The following is a 24156-nucleotide window of genomic DNA, read 5'->3' as shown; positions in this document are numbered from 1 at the left end:
TTTCCTCCGGCCTGTTCCGCCGGCGTGTTCCGTCTGGTGCCGTCAGGCGTCCTACTTGTTGCTGCCGGCGGTGCCGGTGCCGGAGACGACCTGGGCATGGTTGCGCAGGTGCGCGCGCAGCACTTCGTCACGCGGGCCGAAGGCGAGGCGCTGGCCGTTCTCGAGGATGAGAATGAGGTCGCATTCCTCGATCGCGGCCGGGCGGTGCGCCATGATCACGACGGACTTGTCCTCGGCCTTGAGGTTGCGGATGGCGAGGTTCAGCGCCATCGAGCCTTCGGCATCGAGGTTGGAGTTCGGCTCGTCGAGCACGACCAGCACGGGATCGCCGAAGAGCGCGCGGGCGAGGCCGACGCGCTGCTTCTGGCCGCCCGAAAGTCGGCCGCCGTTGGCCGGCAGGCGGGTGTCGTAGCCGTCCGGCAGGCGCAGGATCATGTCATGGGCGCCGGCCTTCTTCGCCGCAGCCACGACCTTCTCCGCATCCGGATTGACCTGCATGCGGGCGATGTTCTCGGCGACCGTCCCTTCGAACAGCACGACGTCCTGCGGCAGGTAGCCGACATGTTCGGCGAGCCCGTCGAAGCCGTACTGCTCCAGCGAGGCGCCGTCGAGGCGGGCGTTGCCGCCGGCCGGCGGCCAGATGCCGGTGAGGATGCGCGCCAGCGTCGACTTGCCCGAGGCGCTCTGGCCGATGACGCCGAGCGCCTGGCCGGGGCCGAGCTCCAGGCTCAGCATGCGCAGGGTGGCGACCTTCTCGCCCGGCGGGATGGCGGTGACCTGGTTGAGCTCGAGGATCGCGCGCGGCTTGGGCAGCGCGGTGCGGCTCTCCTCCTCCGGCACCTTGGACAGCAGTTCCGAAAGCTGCCTCCAGCCCTGGAAGGCGCGCTGGACCAGCGACCACTGGCCGATGGCGCCCTCGATCGGGGCGAGCGCGCGGCCGATGATGATCGAGCTTGCGATCATGGCGCCGGCCGAGATCTCGTTCTGCAGCACGAGATAGGCGCCGAGCGCCAGGATCGCCGACTGCAGGAAGACGCGGAAGGTCTTGGACGAGATGGCGTAGAAGCCGTTGCTGTCGCTGTAGCGGATATTGGCCTCGAGCGCGCGGTCGCGCAGCACCTGCCAGCGGGCGGCGACCGAGCGGCGCATGCCGAGCGCCCGCACGGTGTCGCTTTCCTTCTGCAGCGTCTGGGTCATCTCGTCGCTCTGGCGGCCGGCCACCATGGCGCGTTCCTGGTCGCCCTTGGTGCCGTTCTGGTTCAGCCAGGTGAGCGCCACCAGGACCAGGCCGCCGGCGACGCCGAGCAGGCCCATCCAGGGATGGAACATGAAGATGACGAAGAGGAAGAACGGCGTCCAGGGAATGTCGAAGACGGTGAAGACTGCAGGCGACGACAGCACCTTCTGGATCGCGTCGAGGTCGCGCATGCCGGTCAGCGTGGAGATGCCGCGGGCGTTGAGGCCGGTGCGGTCGAGCACGGCGTTGAAGACGCGCTTGTCGAACCGCGCCTGGAACTTCGCGCCGACGCGGGCTGCGAGGCGGGCACGGATATGGTCGAGCACGCCCATGATGGCAAAGAGGCCGACGATCAGGCCGGTCAGCGCCACCAGTGTCGCTTCAGACCGCGACGCGAGCACGCGATCGTAGATCTGGAGCATGAAGAGCGGTCCGGTCAGGACCAGGAGATTGACGAAGAAGCTGAAGAACCCCATCGCGAGAAACGCCTGGGCGCTCCCCTTCAGTGCGGCGCGAAGTTCGTCCGCACCGCCATTGCCAGCAGAAATTGCCACGTTTTGCCCTCTTTCCACCGATAGTCGGCATCGAACATCAAAACACGAAAAACCTGCCACGTCGGTCCGTCAGGGCGGCCGCAGACAAGGCAGGCGTGTCGTCTCAGAGTAAAGACGATATACGATCGGTATTATTCACAAATCAAAAGTACAAAATGGCGGTAAAAGGGCATTTTAGAGACATCTAAAGCAAAATTCTACCATGTCGTTCAATTCGACACGGCTAAACCCGTTTTGCCTCGTCTGCCCCGGAAATGGGCTCCCCTGCCGCCGGTTGCGTGCCGGCTTCGTCCGCTGCCTCTTCCTGCGCCCCCGCATCGTCCGTTACCAGCCGTCCAAGTATATTGAGAACGACGAGACAGGCAAGGGTTGAGAAGGCGGCGATCGCCCAGTATCCGAGCCCGACCGACAACCCGACGCCGCCGGAAAGCCACATTCCGGCCCCGGTGGTTAGGTTCCTCACCTTCCCTTGCGAGAAGATGATCATGCCGGCGGCAAGAAAAGCGACGCCGGAAGTCACCGCCTCGACGACGCGCAGGGGGTCGATGCGCACCTGCTGGTCGTCAAGATGATGCAGGTGCACCATCTCGACGGAGATGACGGCGATGACCGCGGCGGCGAGGCTGACAAGGATATGCGTGCGCAACCCGGCGGGGTGATTGCGCGTTTCCCGCTCGAAGCCGACCAGCGCGCCGAGCAGGATGGCGCCGGTCAGCCGGGCGACGATCACCGCCAGCGGCAACTCGGTCGTCATGAAGATGTCGTCGAGGATCGCTTGCATGCCCGACAAACGCGCGCGCCCGGTGGAAGTTCCGCCCGCGCCCGCATGGCATCCACGCCCCGGCCCGTGGACTGGCCCGCGGGTCGGCGTGTGAATTTTTTTTGATTTTTTCCGCTTGTCGAAACCGTAACCCTGTTCTATACGGACGCCGCTGGTCACGGAGTGTAGCGCAGCCTGGTAGCGCACCTCGTTCGGGACGAGGGGGTCGAGTGTTCGAATCACTCCACTCCGACCAGCCGAAAAGCCCGGATCTCCGGGCTTTTTTCGTTTCTGGACGTGTCTATCCGGTGGCGCTAGTCGCCCGCGCCGCGGATGCAGAAGGCTCCTGCGAGCAGGAGCAGTGCGGCGCATTGCATGAGAAACATCGGCAGTTCAGGTGACATGGCGTGATCCTCTTTTCTAAAGCGCGTCGCGATCTTTCAGATTCGCTCCTGCGCTTTAGGCCTTTGATTTTGCGCATGTCGTAGTCGCAAGACCGCTGCACACTTTTGCGCGACATGCTGTAGAAGAGGTGGGGCAGTCGCGCGGGTCTTCAATCGCCGTCACCGATCATTGACCGAAATCCGGCACATAAAGACACTGCGTCCTTCCCTTGGGGCCGAAATTGCCGAGCCCGGCGCAGCGATGAAAGCGGCCGTCGGGGGAGTGCTTGATCGGCCAGCTGTCGTAGCCGATGACCTCGCCGGTGGTGCGCACCCGCCAGCCCTCCTTCGTCGCCATGATCTCCTCGTCGGGGACGGGCATGCAATCGCGGTTGGAACAACATTCCAGATCGTAGAAGCTGTGCGCCCTGGCGGGCCGCGGGTTTCCGGAGGCCACGGTGCCGCCCACCACGACAACGAACACAAGAACAGGGCGTACCAGTCGCATGCGTCCCTCCTCCTCCGGCCCGGTCTCCGGCCGCTTGCGGCACGTTGAAGCGGCTGGCCTGCGCCCGTCGCGCCCTGGTGCCTTTCCCGAAACCGGATCCTGAATTCGGGCGACCTTCGCCAGAATGCTTGCGGATATTGGCAAGATCGCGCCCGGCTGCGGCGGCGGACGCCTTTTTTCGAGGCGGGGGTGTGGACGAGCGCAGGTGCTGTGGCGCGCGAGGGGCGAGCGGGCGCCTATCTGGCGGCCGCGGCGGCATCCAGTCGCATCGCGTTCTTCAGCCGGCTTGCTGCGAGCGCATAGCCGCCGGCCGCGCCGTCGATGAAATGGACGTGGTCGCGCGCGAGCGGCGTGGGCACGACGCAGGTCATCAGCGCGGACGCCTGCCGGTGCAGGCCGAAATGGCAGATGCCGGCGAGACGCGCCTCCTCCAGCCGCGCCTCTATGGCCTCGATCCGCTGTGGCTCGAGATCGAGCGTCATCTTCAGGCCGTCGTCGAACTTGCGGAAATCGGAATTGGCGACGATATCGTCACGGTAGCGGCGCGGGTCGAAGCGGCCGAGGGTCAGGCCGAACACGGTCAGCACCCGCATCAGCACATATTGCAGGGCGATGAAGAGCTTGCGCCGCCAGCGCCGCCCCGGCGGCACGGCCGCCCTCGCCTCCATGTCGAGGGACGCGCGGCTGATGCCGAGCTCGAGGCCTTCCACTTCCACCGGCCGACCGCCGCGCTTTTGGCGCGCGGCAAGTGCCACGACGTCGGCGATCAGGGCGCGGAAGGCGTCCTCGGAGGCACCTTCGGCGGGAACGGCGATGATCGACACGATCTCGCCGTTGCGGGCGGAAATCGGGTTCCAGCGGCAGGACAGGCCGACGAGTTCGGGCCGGGTGCCGGGCGGCGCCATCGGGTTGGTCTCCAGGCCAGCCTTCATGCGCCGCTCGGCCCAGGCCGCGCCGCCGCCGGCAAACATCGCGTAGGAGACGAGGTCGCTCGCCGCGTAGCGTGCCACCAGCACGTCCTGACCCGCATCCCGGATCGTGGAAACCGGCACGACTGCGCCACGCATGACAAAGCCGAGCTCCTCCAGCGACCAGCGCTGGACCGCCGACAGCCCGCTCCTTGCAGCCCCGGCCAGCGAAGGCGGGACTGCGACCATGGCGCCGTCGCCGCCGAAGGCATAGGGCAGGTCGTGGCGGCCGGTCGCGTTCAGGACGCCGGAAATGACGCTGGCGCCGGCCATGTTGACGGCCTTGTAGCGGCCCGCCTCGATCGCGCCGGTGGAATCGACGATGTCGGCCAGGACCAGCACCCAGCCATCCGGCAGCGGATGATAGTTGCGCGCATCCGCCACGTCCTCGAAATCCGAAAAGCTCGGGAGGTTGCGAAAGAAATCGTCGCTGCTGCCGTCGGCCATGGGAACCAGCTTATCATAGGTGGATGCGGAATGGCTTACGCGCCGTTCCGGACAAATGTTTCAGGCCTCGCCCGTCACTCCTCGCCCGTCACTGGCAGACATCGACCCAAGTGCCGCCTACCAGCTGCACCATCTTCTCGGTGGGGATGCGGACGGCGGCGTTGGTGGCGCCGGCGGCGGGCACGACCTCGTCGAAGGGCTTCAACGAGACGTCGCAATAGATCGGGATCACGGAGGGAAGGCCGAACGGGCAGACGCCGCCCACGGGATGACTGGTGACGTCCACCACCTGTTCGGCATCGAGCATGCGCGCCTTGCCGCCGAAGCGATCCTTGAACTTGCGATTGTCGAGGCGGGCGGTGCCGCTGGCGACGATCAGCATCGTCTCCTCGCCGACGCGCAGGCAGATGGTCTTGGCGATCTGTTCGGGCGCCACGCCATGGGCCGCGGCGGCGAGCGCCACGGTCGCAGAGCTTTCCTCGGTCTGGAGGATTTCGATCTCGGGCGCATGCGCCTGAAAGAACTTGCGGACGGATTCGAGTGTCATGGCGTCCATGGATACCGGGGCCCGACCGCCGAGGCAAGCGCCGGCAACCTGCGCGGGCGGTTGCCTGTGATCTTGCGCATGTCGTAGTCGCAAAACCGCAGCACACTTTTGCGCGACATGCTTTATCGTCGCAGCTCCCGCGGTCCGTCGCCAAAGTGTTGCAATTCGGCCAGACTTCAAGGCGCGGTGAGGTGGACAAGCGGCGACGGCGCAAGAAGCGATTCCCCCAAGGCCATGGCCTGCGCTAGCACGGACTGCTCCCAAGAGCCTTCGCCCGCACAACGCCCAAGGATTTGGCCATGACCTTCCGCTTCGCCCTCCTGGCAGGCCTCGCGCTTGCCGTAACCGGTTGCACCTCCGTCGCGCCGTCAGCGCCGACCACGCCGCTCGAGAGCCGCTGGATCGGCCGCACCGCCGGCGAGTTCTTCGCCGCCTACGGCCCGCCGGTCAACGACGTCGCCGGCGCGAACGGCATGACGCTCTATGCCTGGCGCGGCGGCTACATCAACCGCAGGGCCTGCCAGGTGGAGCTCGGCGTCAGCGAGGACTACCGGATCCGCAAGATCCGCACCGTCGTCGACCGCAAGGACCCGAAGGGCGGCCCCTCGCACTGCGAACGGGTGCTGGACGCGGCTCCCAAGGCCTGATCGAAGGCCTGATCGATCGCAAGGCCGTGCGCTCCCCGGCCTTCCTTCTTTCCCGGCGCCCGGATCGAGGAGGCGCGGCCGGGGCATGAAGCATGAAGAGAGAGCGGACAAGAGGAGACATCGCATGCCCGCCTTCGATCGCCTCTTCGACGACGCAGACCTGGCCGCTTTCTACGACCTGGAGAACGGCTGGGGCTCCGACCTCGACACCTGCCGTTCCCTTGCGGCCGATGCCGGATCGGTGCTGGACCTCGGCTGCGGCACGGGCGAACTCGCGCTCTCGCTTGCCGGCGGGCGCCGCGTCGTCGGCGTCGATCCGGCCACGGCCATGCTCGACATCGCCCGGGGCAAGCCGGGTGCTGCGGCCGCGCGTTTCGTCGAGGGCGACGCGCGCACGATCCGGCTCGGCGAGACGTTTGACCTGATCGTCATGACCGGCCACGCCTTCCAGGTCTTCCTCACGCAAGCCGACCAGCGCGCCGTGCTCGCCACCATCGCAGCCCACCTGTCGCCTACCGGCCGCTTCGTCTTCGACAGCCGCAACCCCGCCGTCCGCGAATGGGAGGAATGGGTGCCGCAGGCCTCCGGGCGCGAACTCGTCCACGACCGGCTCGGACCAGTGAAGGCGTGGAACGACATGGCGCACGATCCTGCGACCGGCATCGTCACCTACGAGACGCACTATCTCGTCGCAGCCGACGGTCGGCACCTGCAGGCAACATCGCAGATCCTGTTTACAAGCAAGGACAGGATCGAAGCCCTGCTGGCCGAAAGCGGACTGGAGGTGCGGCGCTGGGCGGGCGACTGGCAGGGCGGGGACTGGCATCCGGGCGCGCCCGAGATCATTCCGATCGGCGGCCTTGCCGCGAGCGGCCGATAGACCTGCAATTCCGGCCCCCGCTAACCGATCGTTAAAATTTTAGAATATCATTTCATTCTGCAATAAGAGCGTTTCTTAAGTCGACGGCAACGCGCGGGCGCGATCATGGCGCCATGCTGGAGGGCGTATGATGCACCCGAAATTTGCCGAGCATAGGCAGGGCGACCGACGTCGCGGCCTGCCGCTTGTGTCAGCCATTCCGGGCCTGATCTGTGTCGGGCTCGTGTTCTTCATCTTCGACATGCTGAGCGGCGCCGGGCTGGTCGCCGCCTTCGGCGCGGCCGTGGCCGATTGCCAGATCAAGGGCAATATCGACCTCGTCGACGGCAGCCGCGCCTACTACCTGCCGGGACAGGACCGCTACGGCGCGATCCGCATCCACCCCGCGGACGGCGAGCGCTGGTTCTGCAGCGAGGAGCAGGCGGTGGCCGCGGGCTGGCACAGGGCGCTGCGCTGAGGCCAGCTCCAGGCATGGCCGCCGGGTCCCCTGCCCTTGTCGCGCGTAATGTCGCGGCGCGTCGGCGCATGGCCGATCCACTCCCGGCCGACCGGACAAAGCTCGAGAGCGTGCCTAATCACGGGTCGAAGGGATAGATCTTCTTCCAGTCCGCCTTCATGTCGACCACCTGCCAGCCGCGCTCGCCGGCCTCGTCCAGCGCCTTGTCCAGCCTGCCGAAATGCGATTTCCGATCATAGGCATATTCGCGGACGGCATCGGTGTGGTGGACGATGATGCCGAGCGATGGCCGGCTGCCGCTCGTCACCCAGCGCAGCATCTCGTAGTCGCCGTCGGAATTGCCGGCGGCGAAGATCGGACGCCGGCCGATGAAGGTGTTGATGCCGACCGGCTTACCCGGGCCGTCATCGATGAAGTCGATCTTCGGCAGCCGCTCCAGCATCGGCTTGCCGTCGACCTCCTTGTACTCCGTCACGATCGAGCTGCCGACCACCTGTTCGGGCGGAACGCCGTAGGCGCCCTCGGTCATCGGCCGCATGAACTCGATGCCGCCGCCGGAGACGATATAGGTCTTGAAGCCGTTGGCGCGCAGGTATTCGAGCAGTTCGACCATCGGCACGAACGTCATCTCATCATAGAGCCTGCCGGTCTTCGGATGGCGGGCGGTGGCGAACCAGTTGGTGACGATCGTCTCGAACGCCTCGGTCGTCATGCCGGCATGGGTTACCATCCCAAGCTCGACGAGGCCCTTCTGGCCGCTGTCGGCGATGGCTGCGAGATCGCCGGCGAGGATCGAGCGGAACGGCTCTTTCTGCTGCCATTCGGGATGCTCCGGCGCCAGGGCCTTGACGCGGTCTATGATGAAGCCGAGCTGGAAATAGAACGGCTGCTCCGACCACAGCGTGCCGTCGTTGTCGAACACAGCGATGCGCTCGGCCTGCGCCACATAATCGGGACCGCCCTCGGTGGTGACGCGCTTGACGAAATCGACGATCGCCTGCCGTCTCGCGCCGTCGTTCCAGGAGGGCAGTTCCTGGGCCAGAACCTGTTGGGCCAGAACCGTTACCGGAAGAACGAGGATGATGAAAAAAAGCACGCGCAGGACACGGGACATGGCTCTCCTCCGGCGGTCGCTGGCAGCCCGGTGCAACCCCAGGCCCCCACGCCGCGGCGACCACTCTACCAGTCCCGCGGCGCCAATGCATGCTGCGCCGCACACTGCCTGTAACGCGGCCGAGGGAACGCCCGAACGCCCGCACCGCACCGGTCCTATTGGTCGGGAAAATGCTCGACATGGGTCTCGGCCGTCCGGCCGAAATAGACGACGCGGCGACCGGAGAAGGAGACGATGTAGCCGGCGCATCCATGTGCCTTCGCGCTCTGGCAGAAGCCCTTGTAGGTGTAGTCCGGCCCGTTCGCCTGCGCCCGCCGCACCTCCGCCTCGACGCCGGCGGCGTTGAACCCGGCGGCGACCTTGCCGTCGGAGGGCTCGTTGTCGAGGACGACGCTGTCGCCGTCGGGGAGATAGTAGGTGTTGGTGGCGCGCCGGTAGTCGACGAGGTATCCCTCGAAGCCGGCGGCCATCAGCGTGCCGACGATTTCGGGGAAGGCCATCGTGCCGGCATAGGAGGCCGAGAGGCATTTCTCGGCAACAGTCTTTAGATGCGCGTCCATGGCGCACTCCTTCTCTTTCGGTGTGTGTTGTTGTCCGTTCGCCCCGGCGCCACGGCCGCTGACGCACGTCGCATGCCGCTGCCACGGCGCCCAACGCATTTCGCGATCGCTCAAATTCACTGCCGCGCCTCGGGCCTTGTTCTTGCGCATGTTGCAGTCACAAAACCGCGGCACGCTTTTGCGCCACATGCCTTAGTCGGTCGTGACCGCCGCCAGCCCCCGCTTGGAGACGATCTTCCTCAGGAGCCTGTCGAGCTCGCCGCGCTCCTCCTCTTCGAGCACGCCGAAGAACTCCCTGTCGTTGCCGTCGGCAAGTGCCGCCAGCACCGGCACCCGCGCCCGACCCGCAGGCTTCAAGGCGAGCGTCTGGGCGCGCTTGTCGGCAAGGCTCGCGCGGCGCTCGACCAGGTCCTTGGCGACGAGCCGGTCGGCAAGCTTCGAGATCGCCCCCCGCGTCATGCCCATCGCCTCTGCGAGTTCGGACGGCGAAACCGTCTCGAAATCAAAGAGCATGCGCATGAACACCCACTCCGCCACCGTCACCCCCTCGTCCTCGAGCTTGCGCGCGAAACCTTGCGAGACATTGTTGGAGACCGCCCGAAGCCAGTAGCCCAGGTGGGATTCGAGGGAGGATACGGGTGGTGTTTCGTCCATGGCCGATCGATCTTTATAGTTGACTTGGAAAGTATACGGGGATTGTTTCCTAGTCAACTAGAAAGATCGATCGGAGGCAAAGGAGGGAAATTGGCGGCGGATTGGAGGGAGAGCGGACATAGTGGCTGGGGCGCCAGGATTCCCAGCTAAGGAATCAGCCTTTTTTCAAGCCTTTGAGAAGGTTAACAAATCATGATCACCTAATATGTGTGTACGACAGTCTTGTACGACATTCCGGAACGACAGTCCGGGGAAATTTGAAAGCGAGCGCTCGTAAACCAATACCGCTTTGCTGCTAAGAATGGGCATCGAGCCTGTCGCAAACGCCGTTGCCGCAAACATCATTTGTCCCGGAATCGCCAGACGGTAGAAGGGAATCGGCAATCCCGCGTCAGGAATCGCGCAAGCGTAAATCAACATGCATCGTCGTGACCCGCGCATGACGTGCTTCAATTTTTTTCCAAGGCGCGGCAAACCCATCTGAATGGTCTTGCACCTCGATACACATCGGATTCCCTCCGATTAACGACACTGACGAAGGCCACTAATTAACCATGCTACACACCCGTGGTCATTTTTGTATCGCACGCTTGCCCGTGCGCCAAAACCACCCCACGTTTAAGGAACGACAGTGTCGTCCCAAGCGGTTGTGAGCGCTTGGGAACAACCGACCTGCCGTCAGAGAGCTAGCGACGGTAAATACCGGCTCCCACGGTCCCGTCATCGTTTTTTCCCGACATCCCGAACAAAACGATGTGCAACCAAAGGAGCATGACGCATGTCCATTCGCATCCCAGCATCCTCCCTCGCCACGGAGGTCTTGCCGGATCTTCCCCAGGGCGGCGTCCGCCCGGCAGCCGTGGCCCTGGCGCCCTTGCCGCCCCTCCCCGTCCCATCGGGCGTACCGGTACTCGAACCCGGCAAGCTCTTCACCGTCATCAACGACACACGCTCGAGGGCCTGGTGCGGCCCGACGGCCGTGGCAGCCATCACCGGCGCGCCGGTCTCGCTCGTACGGGACTGCTTCCGCCTCGCCCGCTTCGGTAGCCATTGGAGAGACAGGCCGCGCTCGCCACCGATCATGGGCACGAGAGATCGCGAGGTCGAACACGCCATGCGCTCGCTCGGCTTCCACGGCCACTGGCAGACCGTGCCCGGCAACCCGACGCTGGCCGCTTTTCTTGAGAGCCGACAGGGGTTGCTGCGCAGCCATCCGACCATCGTCTGCGTCACCCGGCATTACGTCGCAGTCAGCGGCTGGCTGTTCTGCGACACCTTTACCGAGGGCCAGGTCGTCGACGCCGACGACGCTCCCAGACGCAGCAAGCGCGTCAAACGGGTGTTTGTCGTCACGGGGCGGTCCGCCGCCATGGCCGACATTCCCCGCAAATAAAGTGCAATCAGGCCGGCGACGACAGATGGACGTGCCGGCCACTTCAAATCCCCCTCATCCACGACCATTGAAGAGTATCCAATGTCACAAAACCGGAACATCGCCGCCGCAGGCAAGGGCAACGAAACCGCGTACAAAACCTGGCCGACCCTGCGGACCAGCCTGATGAGCTAGTCATCGACACGTCTCGGCCGCCGCATGCTGCGCGATATCCGCGCGGGTATGATTTCGCCGGCGGCGACGCCCAGTTCACTCGCAAACCGTTACGGCATGAAGAGCCAGAAACGGATGATCGCCGCCATGCAGGAAGCCTGCCGCCAGCACGAGACTGAAAGCGGCAAGATGATGATCGCCATCGATGATGACACAGGCCACATCCTACGGTCCTTCGCGTTGCCGGCGGAATTCTGCGAAAGGATCGAGACCTTCGCGCTGCGCGTGGCGATCCAGGCGCTCAATCCCCATGGACAGTCGCCCGGCAAGACTTTCAACGAACAGGGCGAGATCTGCCTGCACGTCTATGTCATGCCCGGAGCCCGCTACCGCAAACGCCAAGGCAGCTCCGTCAAGGCCGTCGGAACCCATGTGTTCACCTTCCGGACATGGAACAAGACGGTGGAAGAGGTCGACGCCCCCTTCCCCGAAGACAGGCCCATCTCCCGGGAAGTCACAGGCTGGTATAGTCCTGGCCTCGGCTATCAGGGCTTCGATGGACAGAACTGGCACAGCGACTGGTTCACCTACGATCCGCCGGGATCGGCAACATAACAGTTCGCCAACTGCCAGGCCCGCGGGCGGCAGGATTCGTCCACCGGCCTGGAAAGCCAGATTCTCTGTTTAGGTTTTGCCACCACCGTTCCGAGTGGAGCTATCATGCTCAAAAACGTCCTTTCTATGCCCGTTATTCCACCGAACGGCAGAACGAAGTATCGATCGAAACGCAGATCGAACTCGGCCGCGATTTCATCGAGAGCCGCGGGTGGAAGCTGATTGATGTCTTTACCGACCATGCGGTGAGCGGCACGAGCTCCCGGTATTCAGGCCCTGCTGGCACGAGCTAGGAAGCGGGATCAGAAAGTCGTGATCGGCAAGACGCCCGGCCATCAGCCAGCATCACTGGAAGTCCATGGACAGATCGCATCGATCCTGGCTGCGATGGCGGCCTCGACCATCCTCGAACAACGGATGAAGCTTCTCCGCGCGCATGATTTTGAGATGCGCGCTGCCGCCGGCGAGCTCGATACAGAGGTCAAACGCAAAAAGCTCCTCGACGCTTACGCGGAGGAGCTTGATGTTAGGAGGGGAGAATGGTCGAATTTACAAGTTTCGGTGGTTGCGGGGGCCTGGTGGCTTGGAGACTTGCAATCTCTTTGGCGTTTGGGCTGCGGCGGCAACATATTCCCCATCGCCGCGCCGCCCATGGAATTTGACGCCAACCGTTATCCCCAACTATCCCCTAATGCGCACCCGTGGGGTCGCCTAACAATTGTAGACGCCGGCGGCGCAACGCCTTGTCGTCCGTCGGGCGACACCGGCCACGCTGACCGGCGTCAGCGGTCGGCCGACTACGGCAGCGGCAGGAGAGACGAAGCTGGGGAGCAATATGCTTGGCGCGTCGCTCGCCATATCACCGATGCAAAGTGCGGCCGCCACAGCGAGCCAAACTATTCCCGTGCGCTTATAGACGTTCATTTTCCATCTCCCAGGACGAGGTTCCCCGGCAATTCGCTGAGGTTCTGCTTGAGGTCGTTCACATCGATCTTTTCGGCATTTGTCGGGTTCTTGAAAGAGAAATCATCCAGCATGACCGCGTCGCCGGACTTCCAGTCTCTGATCTGAACCGTGTATTCCGGCGCACCCTTGACCTCCCTGGAGGTAATGGCCAAACGGCAAGGGAATGGCTGTTCGCCGTGGGCGACCCAGATCTGGAAATCCACATCGTCCTTGCGGAAGGCAAGAGAATCGCACTCGTGGCCATTGACCACGCCGCTTCCCAGGTCCTTTGAATCGTAGACACCCTGCATCAGTTCGTCATATGCGTTGGTCATCAGCAAGTCGGCGGCCGGCAAGGGCAGTCCGTGCTTGTCCTTCAGCTCGTCTATCAGCTGATCGACCGTGCCGGGCATTTCGACTTGCGTGTACTTGTTGACGTTCTTTCCAACGAGCGTGAGCATCTTTCCGTCAAACAAGGCTTCGCTCTCGACAAACCCGCCAGAACGTGTCGTGTGCACCTTGTCGGGCCGACTGAGGATCACGGTGCCCGAACTTGCCAGCCCAAGTTTTTGTTCGGTGTTGGTGACGACCTGGAGATTGGCATCATAACTGAACGATAGGGCCTTCTGGGCTGCCAGATAGTCGGACATGGCCTTGAGCAGTTTCCTGGCTTCGGGCGAGTTGGTCACCCGCAGGAGTTCGACGCGACGGTTGAGGGCTTTTCCTTCCTCTGTCTCATTGCTGGCGATCGGCCGATCCTGCCCAGCGCCGCCCGCCATCAACCTGTCAGGGTCGATCCCTCGGTCAACCAGCGCCACCTTGATCGTGTCGGCACGCTCAAGGGAAAGACGTTCGTTGGTTTCCGCACTGCCGCTCGCATCGGTATGGCCGACAATTCTCAAGCTCCAATCGGGGAAATTCTTCAGCGCCGTCGCTATGTCATCGAGAAGCGGTTCCGCGCCCGGCTGAAGAGTCGACTTGTCGGTGTCGAAGCGCAGGCCATGGACATCGTACTGCTGCCTGGTCTCAAGCGCCTGCTGCATGGCTTCCTTGCTGTACTGCGTGCTCGGGTCGTCCATGCCCTGGGCCCACGAGGGGGTAGTTGCGACGGCAGAAAGGACAGCCACCGCGAATATTTCGCGTAGGAAACAGCTGCGAATTGATCTGTCTCTACTAGAAACCCGCCCGAAGCTTATGATTTTTTTGAGCTCAAGCGTGTTCGTGAGTGTGCTTAACATCGCAACAATCCTTCCACTTTTTACTGGGGATTAAATTACAATACACGTTCAATGCTATAATCAGCGCGAATATTAGAATATAAACATAGCACGCCTGGAGACAAACAGCACTTTAATTTTCGTGTTTATTTGGCAGGGACCGCACTATCGCCCACTTTGGATTGGCTGCCGTGAAGCTTGCACGAATGGGTTCGACGGGGGTTATGAACTCTGCCTGCTCGCCCCGGCGGCGAGAGAGTGAAAATCCTCCCCGGCCTGAAGGAGATGAAGGCCCGCAGACACCGTCCGGAGTGCTGAAAATGCAATTCTAACTGGCTCGCCCTGCGGCACTTGCGCTGGCGCATCGACTTGTTCCCTGACAAGCGCAAGAATGCTTCACACGGCTTCGCCTGACATGGAGAGATGAAATGCCACTTGCTGGCTCCGACAAGTCGGAAAGCGGGAGCAATGCCGGGATACGCCCGGATCTCGTCGCAGGCTTGACCGCCGCCGCCGTCGTGCTGCCGAAAGCGATGGCATATGCGACCGTTGCGGGATTGCCGGTGGCTGCCGGGCTCTACACCGCCTTCGTTCCGATGATCGTCTATGCGCTGCTCGGCACGTCGCGGGTGCTGAATGTAAGCTCCACTGCGACACTGGCGATCCTCGTAGGTGCGGACCTCGGCATGGCTGTGCCGGACGGAGATGCCCAGGGGCTGATTGTCGCTACGGCGACGCTCGCAGCCCTCACCGGAGGTATTCTTATCCTGGCCTCGGTCTTGCATCTCGGGTTCGTGGCCAACTTCATCTCACTGCCCGTACTGACGGGCTTCAAAGCTGGGATCGGGCTCGTCATCGTGTTCGACCAGGTGCCGAAGCTGCTTGGGATCCACATCGCGAAGGAAGGTTTCTTTCGCGACGTCCTGAGCATTGCCGGGCACCTCCCCGAGGCCTCGGCGATGACGCTGGTCGTTGGTATTGCCGCCTTAGTTCTGCTTCTGCTCCTGGAGCGGGCGCTGCCGCATTCGCCGGCTCCGCTTGCGGTTGTTGCTGGCGGGATCGCCATGTCCTGGCTTTTGGGGCTCGGCGCCGCAGGGGTTGCCACCGTCGGTTTCATTCCACGGGGGCTGCCGTCGATTACACTGCCAACACTCGACCTCGCGGTGCAACTCCTGCCCGGCGCACTGGGCATCGCGCTGATGAGCTTTACCGAGACAATTGCCGCCGGACGTGCTTTCGCCCTTCCTGGCGAGCCGCCAATCAAGGGCGATCGCGAGCTTCTGGCCACCGGTGCCGCCAACCTGTCCGGCGCCTTCTTTGGCGCCATGCCGGCCGGTGGCGGAACATCGCAGACGGCGGTGGTGCGCGCGGTGGGTGGGCGAACGCAAAAGGCGTCGCTCGTCACGGCAGCCGTCTCCGCGGCGACGATGCTGGTTTTGGCCCCGCTGCTGGGGCTTTTGCCGCAGGCGGTACTCGCCGCCATCGTGATCGTCTATTCCATCGGCCTGATCAAGCCGATGGAATTCGCCGCGATCCGCAAGACCCGTCGAATGGAATTCCACTGGGCCATTGCCGCGTTCCTCGGCGTGCTTGTCTTCGGCACTCTTCAGGGCATTGTCGTCGCGATCGCGCTCTCGCTACTCGGCCTCGCCAGTCAGGCCGCCCACCCGCGCGTGCACGTGATCGGTCGCATGCGGGGGGAGGATATCCTGCGACCTCTGTCTTCCGATCACCCGGGTGACGAGACCTTCGAGGGGCTTGTGGTGCTGCGGCCCGAAGGCAGGTTGTTCTTCGCTAATGCAGAGCAGGTCAGCGAGCGAATCCGGGAGGTCGTGACTCAAAACAAACCGCGGGTGCTCATCCTCGATCTCAGCCGCGTCTTCGATATCGAGTACTCGGCGCTGCAGGTGATGATCGAGGGGGAGCGTCGCCTGGCAGAAGAAGGCGTGACCGTCTGGCTCGCCGGCCTGAATCCGGACGTGGCGGACTATTTACGCGCATCCGGGTTTGAAGACCGGCTGGGCGCGGACCGAATACTCGCCAATGCACGAGTGGGAATACATAGATACCTGGAAACATACGGCGCCGCTGAAGGGCCAACCGCGACACCTATGGACCACTGAGACGTCTCCAGACCGTCACTATCTGTGCTCGGGAATCGTGGCTTGACGCGCGTCTGGGACTCTACACCTCGAACCGGGGAGAGTATCATTTCATGATACTCCGGTCCAAACTGCATTGGAGGCGTTCTTCCATGTCCAAGATCATGCCGCGCTGGGAATGGCGGTCCTTCGGGAGCCGCTTTGGGTTGGCTGACGAGCAGCTTGCGCAAATGGATTCGACCGGCGTTCAGGAGAGCGATGAAATCTATCTGCTCGCTCCCGGCGGCGAGAACGTGAAGGTGCGCGACGGCCTGATGGACCTGAAGGTCCTGCGGGTGGTGAGCCCGGAAGGGCTGGAACAGTGGGAGCCGGTGCTCAAGAGGGGATTTCCGCTGGCTGCCGCCGACACCGCGGCGGTTCTTAGCGCGCTTCATCAGCCCGCGCCTGGATCCTTGCGCGAGGGTTATACGCTCGACGCGTTCCTCGATACATTCGCAGGCCAGGACAGCGGGCTGCGGGTCGTAAAGGTCCACAAGCGGCGGGTACGATACGTGATCGGCGGCTGCACGTCCGAGCTCTCGGATGTCATTGCGAACGGAAAGGCCACCCGAACGATCGCGGTGGAATCCGAGGACGGCGGCGCTGTCGTCCGGGCCGTGGAGGGACTGGGGCTCGGCGGCTACACCAATGTAAGCTATCCCCGCGCCCTGGCGGCCCTGATCGACGGTGCGCCGGAGAGTTATGCCGTGGTCGACGTCGGGACCAACTCGGTGAAATTCCATGCGGCCGCCCGCGATCCGGACGGCAGGTGGCGCACCCTTGCCGATCGCGCTGACGTCACCCGCCTTGGCGAGGGGCTTTCGGAAACCGGCCGGATCGGCGATGCGCCGCTCGAGCGGACGGCGGCCGCGATTGCCAAGATGGCGGAGGAGGCCCGACGGATGGGTGTGCGGGCGATCGCAGCAGTCGGTACCGCCGGACTGAGGATCGCCGCCAACACGGCCGACGTCGTCACCGCGGTTCGCGCGCGCACCGGCCTTACGATCGAGGTCATTTCGGGCGAGGAAGAGGCACGGCTGGCCTATCTGGCCACGACGGCCGCGCTGGGATCGACGGCGGGCTCGCTCGTCGTCTTCGACACCGGCGGCGGCAGTTCCCAGTTCACCTTCGGGAAAGGGGGCACGATCGACGAGCGCTTCAGCATCGACGTCGGCGCCGCGCGCTACACCGACCGGTTCGGGCTGGACGGCGCCGTATCAGACGAGGTGCTGCGCGAGGCAATGTCGGCGATCTCAGCGGATCTCCAGCGCCTCGACGGGCGCCGCTCTCCGGACGCGCTCGTGGGCATGGGCGGCGCGATAACCAACCTCACGGCGGTCAAGCATGGCCTTGCCACGTATGACCCCGACGTCGTGCAGGGCACTGTCCTCGACAGTGCCGAGATCGACCGGCAAATCGACCTCTACCGATCTCGCGATGCCAACGCCAGGCGAACCATCACCGGACTGCAGGCGAACCGGGCGGAGGTCATACTCGCGGGTGCCCTGATCGTTCGCAGGGTCATGCAGAAGCTTGGAAAGGCCACGCTTACGGTCAGCGACCGCGGCCTGCGTCATGGCCTGATGGTGGAACGGTTCGGGACTTAGGCGAAGGCAAATAGGCGTCGGCAAGTCAGGTGATGGACATTACCGGATACCCAGGGGGACAAGATGGCTACCCTCAAGACAGTAGAATCGCCTCAAACCACTAAAGCGACGACCATGTCGGGCGAGGATGCGCTCAAGGTGCTGGAACTCCTGAAGGGGTCGACCAGCGTCGAGCTCAAGCTGATGGTTCCCGACATGGGCCATCGCGCGGCGGTCAAGGGACTCCGCTTCGACCCGGTCGAGGCCGAACCGAGGCAGGCCTATTTCTTCGATACGCCCGACCTCGCGCTGAACAAGGCAGGCGTGGTCGTGCGCGCCCGGAGAATCCAGGGCGGCGGTGGGGATACCGTCGTCAAGCTCCGCCCCGTCGATCCGGAAACGATCGATCCCGAGCTCCGCCGCGTGCCGGGCTTCAAGATAGAACTCGACGCCATGCCGGGTGGGTACGTCTGTTCGGCCTCCTACAAGGGCGTATGCACGGGCCAGGAGGTGCTCGATGTCACGGAAGGCCGATCGCCGCTCGAGCCGCTGTTTTCCCGAGAACAGCGCGCCTTCTACCAGGCACACGCTCCTGTGGGCATCACGCTGGACTCCCTTGTGGCGCTGGGACCGACCTACCTTCTCCGCATAAAATATCAGCCGAAGGACTTCAATCGCCGGGTGACGGTCGAACTATGGCTCTACCCGGACGGATCCCGCATCTTCGAGATCTCGACGAAATGCAGACCCGACGAGGCCTTTCAGGTGGCTGTGGAATTCCGGGCCTTCCTGGGCAAGTGCGGCGTCGCGGCCGAGCCGAGCGACGAGACGAAAACGAGGAGCGCACTCGAGTTTTTCAGCAGGGAGATCCCGCCGGAAAAGAAAGGATGACATGCCGGCGCGTGAAGGCGTCTGCGCGACCCGAAAAGACAAAGCAGGCCGCGGTACCCGCCCCCCTATTCGCATCACCTCTCTTCTGGCAAGGTATAATATGCGAACGCCGCGCCGAAGCGCCGCGGGCTCTAAGAACAGTGTCATTTGAAGGAAGCAGCCGTGGATTCGAAGCCGCTTTCAGATCAGGCCGATGCTGTCGCCGCTAATCGCAATCCGTTGCGCAGGACAGCACTCATCATCGTCCTCCTGGCACTCGTCCTCTTCGTGCTGTCCGTCTTCATGGAAAGACGGACGCCTTCCACGTCCCAGGCGCAGGCCCAGGCCTATGTCGTGGGCATCGCGGCTGAAGTGACGGGACAGGTAATCGAGGTCAACGTTTCCGACAATTCGTGGGTGGAAGCCAACCAGGTCCTTTTCCGCATCGATCCTGATCAATTCGAGCTCGCCGTTGAGGATGCAGAAGCCGCGCTGGAGAGCGTAGGCCAAAGCATCGGTGCGTCGACCGCAGCTGTCGATTCCGCGCAGGCCAAGCTGGTGCAGGCACAGGCGGAACGCGACCATATGCGCGACGAGGTGGCCCGGGCGAGCGGACTGGTGAGGCAGGGGGTGTACCCCGAGGCCCGGTACGATGCGACCAAGACCGCTTACGATCAGGCCGAGGCGTCGGTTTCGGGGGCGGAGGCGGAACTTGCCAAAGCCAGGGAGGAGCTTGGTCCAGCCGGCCAGGACAATCCGCAGATTCGCGAGGCGCTCGCGGCACTGGAACTCGCCCGGCTCGATCTGTTGCGCACGACCGTCCGCGCGCCGTCAGCGGGCGCCATCACCAATCTGCAGCTCTCGATCGGCAAGGTCGTCACGGCGGGCCAGCCGGCGATGACGTTCATAGATATCGGAACGTTCTGGATCAATGCCGCCTTCAAGGAGAACAGCCTGGAGAATGTCGCCATCGGCAACCGGGCGGAGGTTCTTTTCGATGCACTGCCCGGACGGCTCTTTCCTGCCAGGGTCGAAAGCATCGGCGCCGGCGTATCGCAGGAGGGGACCGATCCGGGGACAGGACTGCCGACGATCCGAAACGACACCGGCTGGGTCAGGGAGGCGCAGCGCTTTCCCGTCAGGTTGGTTCTGGACGGGGAGCGTCCTCAAGGGATCCGCTATGGCTCACAGGCGAACGTCGTCATCTACACCGGGGATCATCCGATAACCAATGCCTGGGGCTGGCTTTGGATCCGCATCGTGTCAGTGCTGACCTATGTGGGCTGATCGCCACAATCCTCTTGCCGAGCAGCGTCGAAAGGGACTGCGGGTAGCGTTTGCAGTCTCTATGGGCTTCACCGCCGCCGTGGCAATGGGTGCGATCGTGCCGTTCCTCGTGCCCATGTTTGCCGCACAGTTCCTGTTGGGCAGCACCGCCCCGATGCCGCTGGGCAAGACACTGGGGGCGGCCTTGCTGATCTTTTTCACGGGTGTCGGCATGATGGTGCTGACCAACCTGTTCGGCGATCGCCATGCGACCTTCCTGATCCTCTTGGGGCTGATCTACTTCTTCTGCTTCGTGGCGCAGTTGTCGGGCAAAGGTGGTCCCGCGATCTTTCTTGTACAGGTGGTCGCAATCATGGTTCCACTGATCGGGATCCTGAACAAGGACCTTGCGAATTCGATCCTTTCGATCCTCGTGACCGGCATTCTCGGCGGCACGCTTCTGATGTGGCTGGCCCATGCGGTGATCCCGGAGCCGCCTTCGACGCGCGCCGTGGCGACGTCGGCTACCGTCCGGTCGCCTTCTTACCGGCGGGCACTGGCGAATACGGCAATCCTGCTGGTGGCGGTCGCGGCCTGCCTGATCAACGATCAACTGTCCGCAGCGCTCGTGATTCCCATCACCGTCGCCTCGCTGCTCGGCCAACTCGATCTCTCTGCGAGCGGCCGCGTGGCTATCGGGCTGGTGATCGTCAATCTGTCAGGAGGGATCTTGGCGTCCGTCGCCTACTCCATCCTTACGCTGCGCCCCAGCCTGTTTTCGATCTTCCTCATCGTGCTGGCGGTAACGCTGATCCTTGGCGGACGCGCCGCTGCCGCTTCGAAAGACGCCAAGATGTTCGCAGGCGCGCTGACGACGTTCCTGATCCTGTTCGGGCTCGGCGTATCACCGGTGCCCGGCAGCGCTGCCGAATCTTTCGCGACCCGCATCGTCTTTGTTGGTGCGGCCTTGATCTATGCGCTGCTGTTGGCCGTATTGCTTTGGCCAAGGTCGGAAACGCGAGAACGCCAAGCCAGTTGACGAGCGCGGGTCTCGGAGGTTCCGTTTGCCCTCCCCGGAAACTTGCAGGACGTACTCAGGCGGCCGGGGCCGACCGTTTTCCTTTTGCGCCAAGCCAAAGCTGCAACACGGTCCAGAGCACGGCGAGCGTCGTCGCACCGATGAACATGCCGGTAAAACCCCAGGCAGCCAGTCCGCCGATGACGCCGATGAAGAGCACGAGCATCGGTAGCTCGCCGCTGCGCGCAATCAGCATGGGCTTGACGAAGGTGTCGGTCCCCATCAGCGCAACAATCCCCCATACGACCATGAAAATTGCCCAACCGGTTTGCCCCTCGGCACCCAGCCAGATTGCCACCGGCACCCAAACCAGCAAGGGCCCGATTTGGATGACGGCCAGGAAGAACGTCGCTGCGGCCAACGCAACGGCTCCTGGAACGCCTGCGACTGCGAAACCGATCCAGGCCAGCACCCCCTCGAGCACGGCGGTTCCAACGACGCCGACTGCTACGCCCTGTATGGCCTTCCCCGCAGCAGCCAGGTCTTCTCTTCCGCTCGGCCCGACGATGTGCTCGAGGATGGCGGTGATGTACCCCAGCACGCGGTCGCGCGAGGCATGAAATATCGCGGCCACGATCACACCCGCGAAAATTTCAAGGACAGCGAACAAGAGGCCTGCCCCCAGAGCCAGGAGCCACTTTCCTATCGCCGCGAGTTGCGGCTGGTATCGCTCAAGCAACACCAGGCCATCGCGCTGCAGGTTCTGCCAGAACGCCGCCACGTCGTCGCCGACCAGCGGAAGTCCCGTAAGCCAACCGGGAAGGTTGGGGATACCGCGCGTACCGGCCTCCCTGAGCCATGCCTCGGCGACACTCAGATAGCTGGCAATGGATGAGCAGAGATAGATCAGCGGCACGATGGTGATGGCCGCGGTGACGACGCCGAAAATCACGGCTGCGAGCTTTCGTCTCCCGTCCAGCAGTTCGACCAATCGATCAAACAGCCCCGCGGTGGCGATGGACAGGATCACCGCATAGGTCAGGATGCCGACAAAGGGCAGCAACACCCAGAAAGATGCGGCAATCAACAGGGACATCAGCAACAATGCCAAGGCGGTCTCTACGACATGCTGGCGTTGACCCCCATCACTATGCACCTCTTGCATGACATCACCCCCCGAATTGAACCAGAAGCCGAAGACCCTCCCGGCAAGGAACAGGCGCCATCGTTGGGCAAGTCGGTTCACGTTCTCCCAGAGGCGCATTTCATGGTGCAAGTCCTTGTTTCACGATCGAGCGATATCCCGATGAACCTCGCTCCGCGCGAACCATATCTCAGAGACTTTGAAAAGAAATGCCGTGGTCCAGCCGAACAACAAAATCCCGTTCACACCTTCTATAGCACTTGCAAGTCGCCAGTCGGGAGATAGCGTAATGTCGCCATACCCGATTGTGGCGAAGGTAATCGCCGAGAAATACACGGCCTCCTCAAAGCTCTGAAGTTCGCCTACCAGCCGGTACACCGCCGCCCACACCATGATCTCGATAATGTGCGCTATCAAGAATCCAATGACAAAAAAGCAAGTGACGCCCAATCGAACGGATGCGGCCAGTTTCTGGGTACCGGTAAGGGGACCTTGACCTATATGGAACAGTAGCATAACTGCCGTGCCGTGAATAAAGATTGTGGTAAGCAACACACCAGCGGCCGAGATGATCTGAAGTAACATGCTGCCCGCCCTCCCCACTACTTGCTGATTTTACGCGCCGACGTGGTCGGAGTACAAGGCAGCTTTTCGAACAGGCGCGCTGGACCAGCGTCAATGTTCAAGTGGTTGGCCTGCAACTTCGCAAGCACGGTCGCGAGGTTCCGGGACATTCCACCGCCCACAAAGGAGGTTGGAGCTCTAATCGCTCCGATACCCAATAACCGCCGTCACCTGTGGACCGACTTCGTAGTCCGCTGCGTTGAAGGTGGCCTTAGCCCCAGATCACTCTGTCCGCTATTTGGTTGTTACCGACCCCAGGAAACAATTCGGTGGATCATTGACCCTTTGAACCGCTAAGCCATGAAATGTGTGTAAAAGTGCCGGTGGCCGCCTGCCTCTTTGGCTTGCTGTCATGTGTAGCAGATAGGCAACCTTTGGGCGTCCGGAGACGGACGCCCATTGAACACCGCAATAGCAATGTCGCCGTATGGACGATCAGCCCTTGGAAACCCCCAACGGAATCGGCGGCCAGTCTAGCGCGTGCCTTCCAAAGTAAAACAAAGGCGTAAAGTGCCAAAAGCGAATCCAAAGGATCGCGACGCGCCTTAGTCCCGTGCCACGAGTTCGTAGGGCGTGCTCGCTGATGCAGCACCGGTTACTGAGCGGCCTGGCACGCGCGTAGCGCATCGAAGGCGGCATCGGTCCCGGCCAAATTCACGGCAATAGGATTGCCTCCCTTCGGTGTGATCGTCAAAACTTTCTTCTTGGCCAGATCGTAGATGAAGTCGGGATTGTTAACCCAGACGAATGCTCCACGATAACCGTCCATTACCTGTCCGGTCGCCTCGCCGCTGAATTGCTGTCCGTCGACATCGAATAGGACCGCAAGCTTCTCCCCCGACGTGACGTTGGCGTCGACCTTGGTATAGAGCGCTATGTAACCACGGGGGCCGGTGGTAGCGTCGATTCCCATCTGTATCTGCGTGCCATCCGCATTTGCCTTTTTGATCAGGCATCCGGGCCCCATACTATCTTTCACGAAGATATCCCAGCCGGCAGCTGAGCCGTACTTCGACTGCGCCATCGAAACGGTTGCAACCGAGGCCGAGAGAGCCAATGCCATTGCGACAACAATCTCTTTTCTCATAGCGATCTCCTCTCTGATTAATCGCAAAACCCGAAGCCAAACCCGGAAAGATGCCATCTGGAGCAGCATTCGGCTCGGCAACGGTCTCCGGCAAGTTTGTGCGGGTAGAGCAAAGCAAGAAACTGCGGCTTTCTAGTGGAGCGGATAGAATTACTGCGTTTCTCTCGCGAAAATACTATAAAAACTTGCCCAGCCCCGGAGCAAGAACGCATAACTCGTATCACGCTCGTGAGCGGCCGCATCGAAGGTGGGCCGACGAGTTTGCCGCCCACGTCGATTTGTTGCCAGCCCGCTTTTGCTCAGTGCTTTCCCGCATGCCTCGAAAACGGTTACCACTTTCTGGTGGCATGCTTGGGGATCGCGGGCACCACCGTTGCGCGA

The 24156-nt window shown here is 62.9% G+C and carries 24 protein-coding genes and 1 tRNA gene; 12 read left to right on the top strand and 13 right to left on the bottom strand.

From position 1 onward, the window contains the following. Window positions 1-51 precede the first annotated feature (51 nt). Together GGQ64_RS05660 and GGQ64_RS05655 are read right to left on the bottom strand one after the other, a co-directional pair. On the bottom strand, window positions 52-1791 hold the full coding sequence (locus GGQ64_RS05660) for a type I secretion system permease/ATPase (RefSeq protein WP_343059422.1): 1740 nt from the start codon (window positions 1789-1791) through the stop codon (window positions 52-54). Window positions 1792-2014: 223 nt separating this feature from the next. Next, window positions 2015-2572, bottom strand: a complete 558-nt coding sequence (locus GGQ64_RS05655) for an MgtC/SapB family protein (protein WP_183800899.1) — start codon at window positions 2570-2572, stop codon at window positions 2015-2017. 158 nt (window positions 2573-2730) lie between these two features. Between GGQ64_RS05655 and GGQ64_RS05650 the strand changes: the two genes are divergently transcribed. Beyond that, a tRNA-Pro gene (locus GGQ64_RS05650) sits at window positions 2731-2807 on the top strand. A 314-nt stretch (window positions 2808-3121) separates the two neighbouring features. On the opposite strand, the gene GGQ64_RS05645 is transcribed toward GGQ64_RS05650, so the two are convergent. From GGQ64_RS05645 to GGQ64_RS05635, 3 genes are all read right to left on the bottom strand, one after another. Continuing rightward, entirely contained in the window at window positions 3122-3442 is a 321-nt protein-coding gene (locus tag GGQ64_RS05645; RefSeq protein WP_183800342.1) for a hypothetical protein, read from the bottom strand. A gap of 236 nt (window positions 3443-3678) precedes the next feature. After that, the gene (locus GGQ64_RS05640; protein WP_183800339.1) at window positions 3679-4857 is read right to left on the bottom strand and encodes a DUF3095 domain-containing protein; all 1179 of its coding nucleotides are present in this window, start codon (window positions 4855-4857) and stop codon (window positions 3679-3681) included. A gap of 88 nt (window positions 4858-4945) precedes the next feature. Continuing rightward, entirely contained in the window at window positions 4946-5404 is a 459-nt protein-coding gene (locus tag GGQ64_RS05635) for a YbaK/EbsC family protein (protein WP_183800336.1), read from the bottom strand. Window positions 5405-5703: 299 nt separating this feature from the next. On the opposite strand from GGQ64_RS05635, the gene GGQ64_RS05630 reads away from it, so the two are divergent. From GGQ64_RS05630 to GGQ64_RS05620, 3 genes are all read left to right on the top strand, one after another. After that, the gene (locus GGQ64_RS05630; protein ID WP_183800333.1) at window positions 5704-6051 is read left to right on the top strand and encodes a hypothetical protein; all 348 of its coding nucleotides are present in this window, start codon (window positions 5704-5706) and stop codon (window positions 6049-6051) included. Between the two features lie 124 nt (window positions 6052-6175). After that, entirely contained in the window at window positions 6176-6931 is a 756-nt protein-coding gene (locus tag GGQ64_RS05625; protein ID WP_183800330.1) for a class I SAM-dependent methyltransferase, read from the top strand. A 130-nt stretch (window positions 6932-7061) separates the two neighbouring features. Continuing rightward, on the top strand, window positions 7062-7388 hold the full coding sequence (locus tag GGQ64_RS05620) for a sunset domain-containing protein (RefSeq protein WP_246422367.1): 327 nt from the start codon (window positions 7062-7064) through the stop codon (window positions 7386-7388). A gap of 118 nt (window positions 7389-7506) precedes the next feature. Here GGQ64_RS05620 and GGQ64_RS05615 read toward each other — a convergent pair whose 3' ends face one another. The 3 genes from GGQ64_RS05615 to GGQ64_RS05605 all read right to left on the bottom strand — a co-directional run bounded on the left by GGQ64_RS05615 (window position 7507) and on the right by GGQ64_RS05605 (window position 9716). Continuing rightward, the gene (locus GGQ64_RS05615) at window positions 7507-8502 is read right to left on the bottom strand and encodes an HAD family hydrolase (RefSeq protein WP_183800327.1); all 996 of its coding nucleotides are present in this window, start codon (window positions 8500-8502) and stop codon (window positions 7507-7509) included. Window positions 8503-8657: 155 nt separating this feature from the next. Beyond that, entirely contained in the window at window positions 8658-9062 is a 405-nt protein-coding gene (locus GGQ64_RS05610; RefSeq protein ID WP_183800324.1) for a DUF1398 domain-containing protein, read from the bottom strand. A 192-nt stretch (window positions 9063-9254) separates the two neighbouring features. Continuing rightward, the gene (locus GGQ64_RS05605; RefSeq protein ID WP_183800321.1) at window positions 9255-9716 is read right to left on the bottom strand and encodes a MarR family winged helix-turn-helix transcriptional regulator; all 462 of its coding nucleotides are present in this window, start codon (window positions 9714-9716) and stop codon (window positions 9255-9257) included. 778 nt (window positions 9717-10494) lie between these two features. On the opposite strand from GGQ64_RS05605, the gene GGQ64_RS05600 reads away from it, so the two are divergent. The 3 genes from GGQ64_RS05600 (at window position 10495) to GGQ64_RS28285 (ending at window position 12170) form a co-directional block, all read left to right on the top strand. Next, window positions 10495-11109, top strand: a complete 615-nt coding sequence (locus tag GGQ64_RS05600) for a hypothetical protein (protein ID WP_183800318.1) — start codon at window positions 10495-10497, stop codon at window positions 11107-11109. A 270-nt stretch (window positions 11110-11379) separates the two neighbouring features. Further along, on the top strand, window positions 11380-11877 hold the full coding sequence (locus tag GGQ64_RS05595) for a hypothetical protein (protein ID WP_183800314.1): 498 nt from the start codon (window positions 11380-11382) through the stop codon (window positions 11875-11877). Next, window positions 11829-12170, top strand: coding sequence for a recombinase family protein (locus GGQ64_RS28285; protein ID WP_183800893.1), 342 nt, complete (start codon window positions 11829-11831; stop codon window positions 12168-12170). Before GGQ64_RS05595 ends, GGQ64_RS28285 begins: the two co-directional genes overlap by 49 nt. Window positions 12171-12588: 418 nt before the next feature. Here the strand turns inward: GGQ64_RS28285 and GGQ64_RS27750 are convergent, their stop codons facing one another. Both GGQ64_RS27750 and GGQ64_RS05585 read right to left on the bottom strand, forming a co-directional pair. Next, window positions 12589-12801 carry a hypothetical protein gene (locus GGQ64_RS27750; RefSeq protein WP_246422365.1) on the bottom strand — a complete coding sequence of 71 codons (213 nt, stop codon included), beginning with the start codon at window positions 12799-12801 and terminating at the stop codon, window positions 12589-12591. Next, the gene (locus GGQ64_RS05585; protein WP_246422363.1) at window positions 12798-13901 is read right to left on the bottom strand and encodes a DUF2092 domain-containing protein; all 1104 of its coding nucleotides are present in this window, start codon (window positions 13899-13901) and stop codon (window positions 12798-12800) included. The genes GGQ64_RS27750 and GGQ64_RS05585 overlap by 4 nt, the downstream gene beginning before the upstream one ends. 566 nt (window positions 13902-14467) lie before the next feature. Here GGQ64_RS05585 and GGQ64_RS05580 point away from each other — a divergent pair. From GGQ64_RS05580 to GGQ64_RS05560, 5 genes are all read left to right on the top strand, one after another. Then, on the top strand, window positions 14468-16162 hold the full coding sequence (locus GGQ64_RS05580) for a SulP family inorganic anion transporter (protein ID WP_183800307.1): 1695 nt from the start codon (window positions 14468-14470) through the stop codon (window positions 16160-16162). A gap of 131 nt (window positions 16163-16293) precedes the next feature. Then, window positions 16294-17787 (top strand): Ppx/GppA phosphatase family protein, encoded by a 1494-nt coding sequence (locus GGQ64_RS05575; RefSeq protein ID WP_183800304.1) that lies wholly within the window; start codon window positions 16294-16296, stop codon window positions 17785-17787. A gap of 63 nt (window positions 17788-17850) precedes the next feature. After that, window positions 17851-18657: a CYTH domain-containing protein gene (locus GGQ64_RS05570; RefSeq protein ID WP_183800301.1), complete on the top strand. Its 807-nt coding sequence runs from the start codon at window positions 17851-17853 to the stop codon at window positions 18655-18657. A gap of 162 nt (window positions 18658-18819) precedes the next feature. Further along, window positions 18820-19923: an HlyD family secretion protein gene (locus GGQ64_RS05565; RefSeq protein ID WP_183800298.1), complete on the top strand. Its 1104-nt coding sequence runs from the start codon at window positions 18820-18822 to the stop codon at window positions 19921-19923. Next, a complete protein-coding gene (locus GGQ64_RS05560) occupies window positions 19913-20941 on the top strand; it encodes a DUF2955 domain-containing protein (protein WP_183800295.1) in 1029 nt (342 codons plus the stop codon). The genes GGQ64_RS05565 and GGQ64_RS05560 overlap by 11 nt, the downstream gene beginning before the upstream one ends. Before the next feature lie 55 nt (window positions 20942-20996). Here GGQ64_RS05560 and GGQ64_RS05555 read toward each other — a convergent pair whose 3' ends face one another. The 3 genes from GGQ64_RS05555 to GGQ64_RS05545 form a co-directional block, all read right to left on the bottom strand. Next, a complete protein-coding gene (locus GGQ64_RS05555) occupies window positions 20997-22184 on the bottom strand; it encodes an AI-2E family transporter (protein ID WP_246422361.1) in 1188 nt (395 codons plus the stop codon). Window positions 22185-22205: 21 nt separating this feature from the next. Beyond that, entirely contained in the window at window positions 22206-22649 is a 444-nt protein-coding gene (locus GGQ64_RS05550; protein WP_183800292.1) for a potassium channel family protein, read from the bottom strand. Window positions 22650-23283: 634 nt separating this feature from the next. Further along, window positions 23284-23775 carry a hypothetical protein gene (locus GGQ64_RS05545; RefSeq protein WP_183800289.1) on the bottom strand — a complete coding sequence of 164 codons (492 nt, stop codon included), beginning with the start codon at window positions 23773-23775 and terminating at the stop codon, window positions 23284-23286. Between the last annotated feature and the right edge of the window lie 381 nt (window positions 23776-24156).

The sequence above is a fragment of the Mycoplana azooxidifex genome, assembly GCF_014196765.1.
GTDB classification, from domain to species: Bacteria; Pseudomonadota; Alphaproteobacteria; order Rhizobiales; family Rhizobiaceae; genus Mycoplana; species Mycoplana azooxidifex.
Note: the sequence above shows the minus strand (reverse complement) of the source record. Positions and strands in the feature narration are given on the sequence as shown.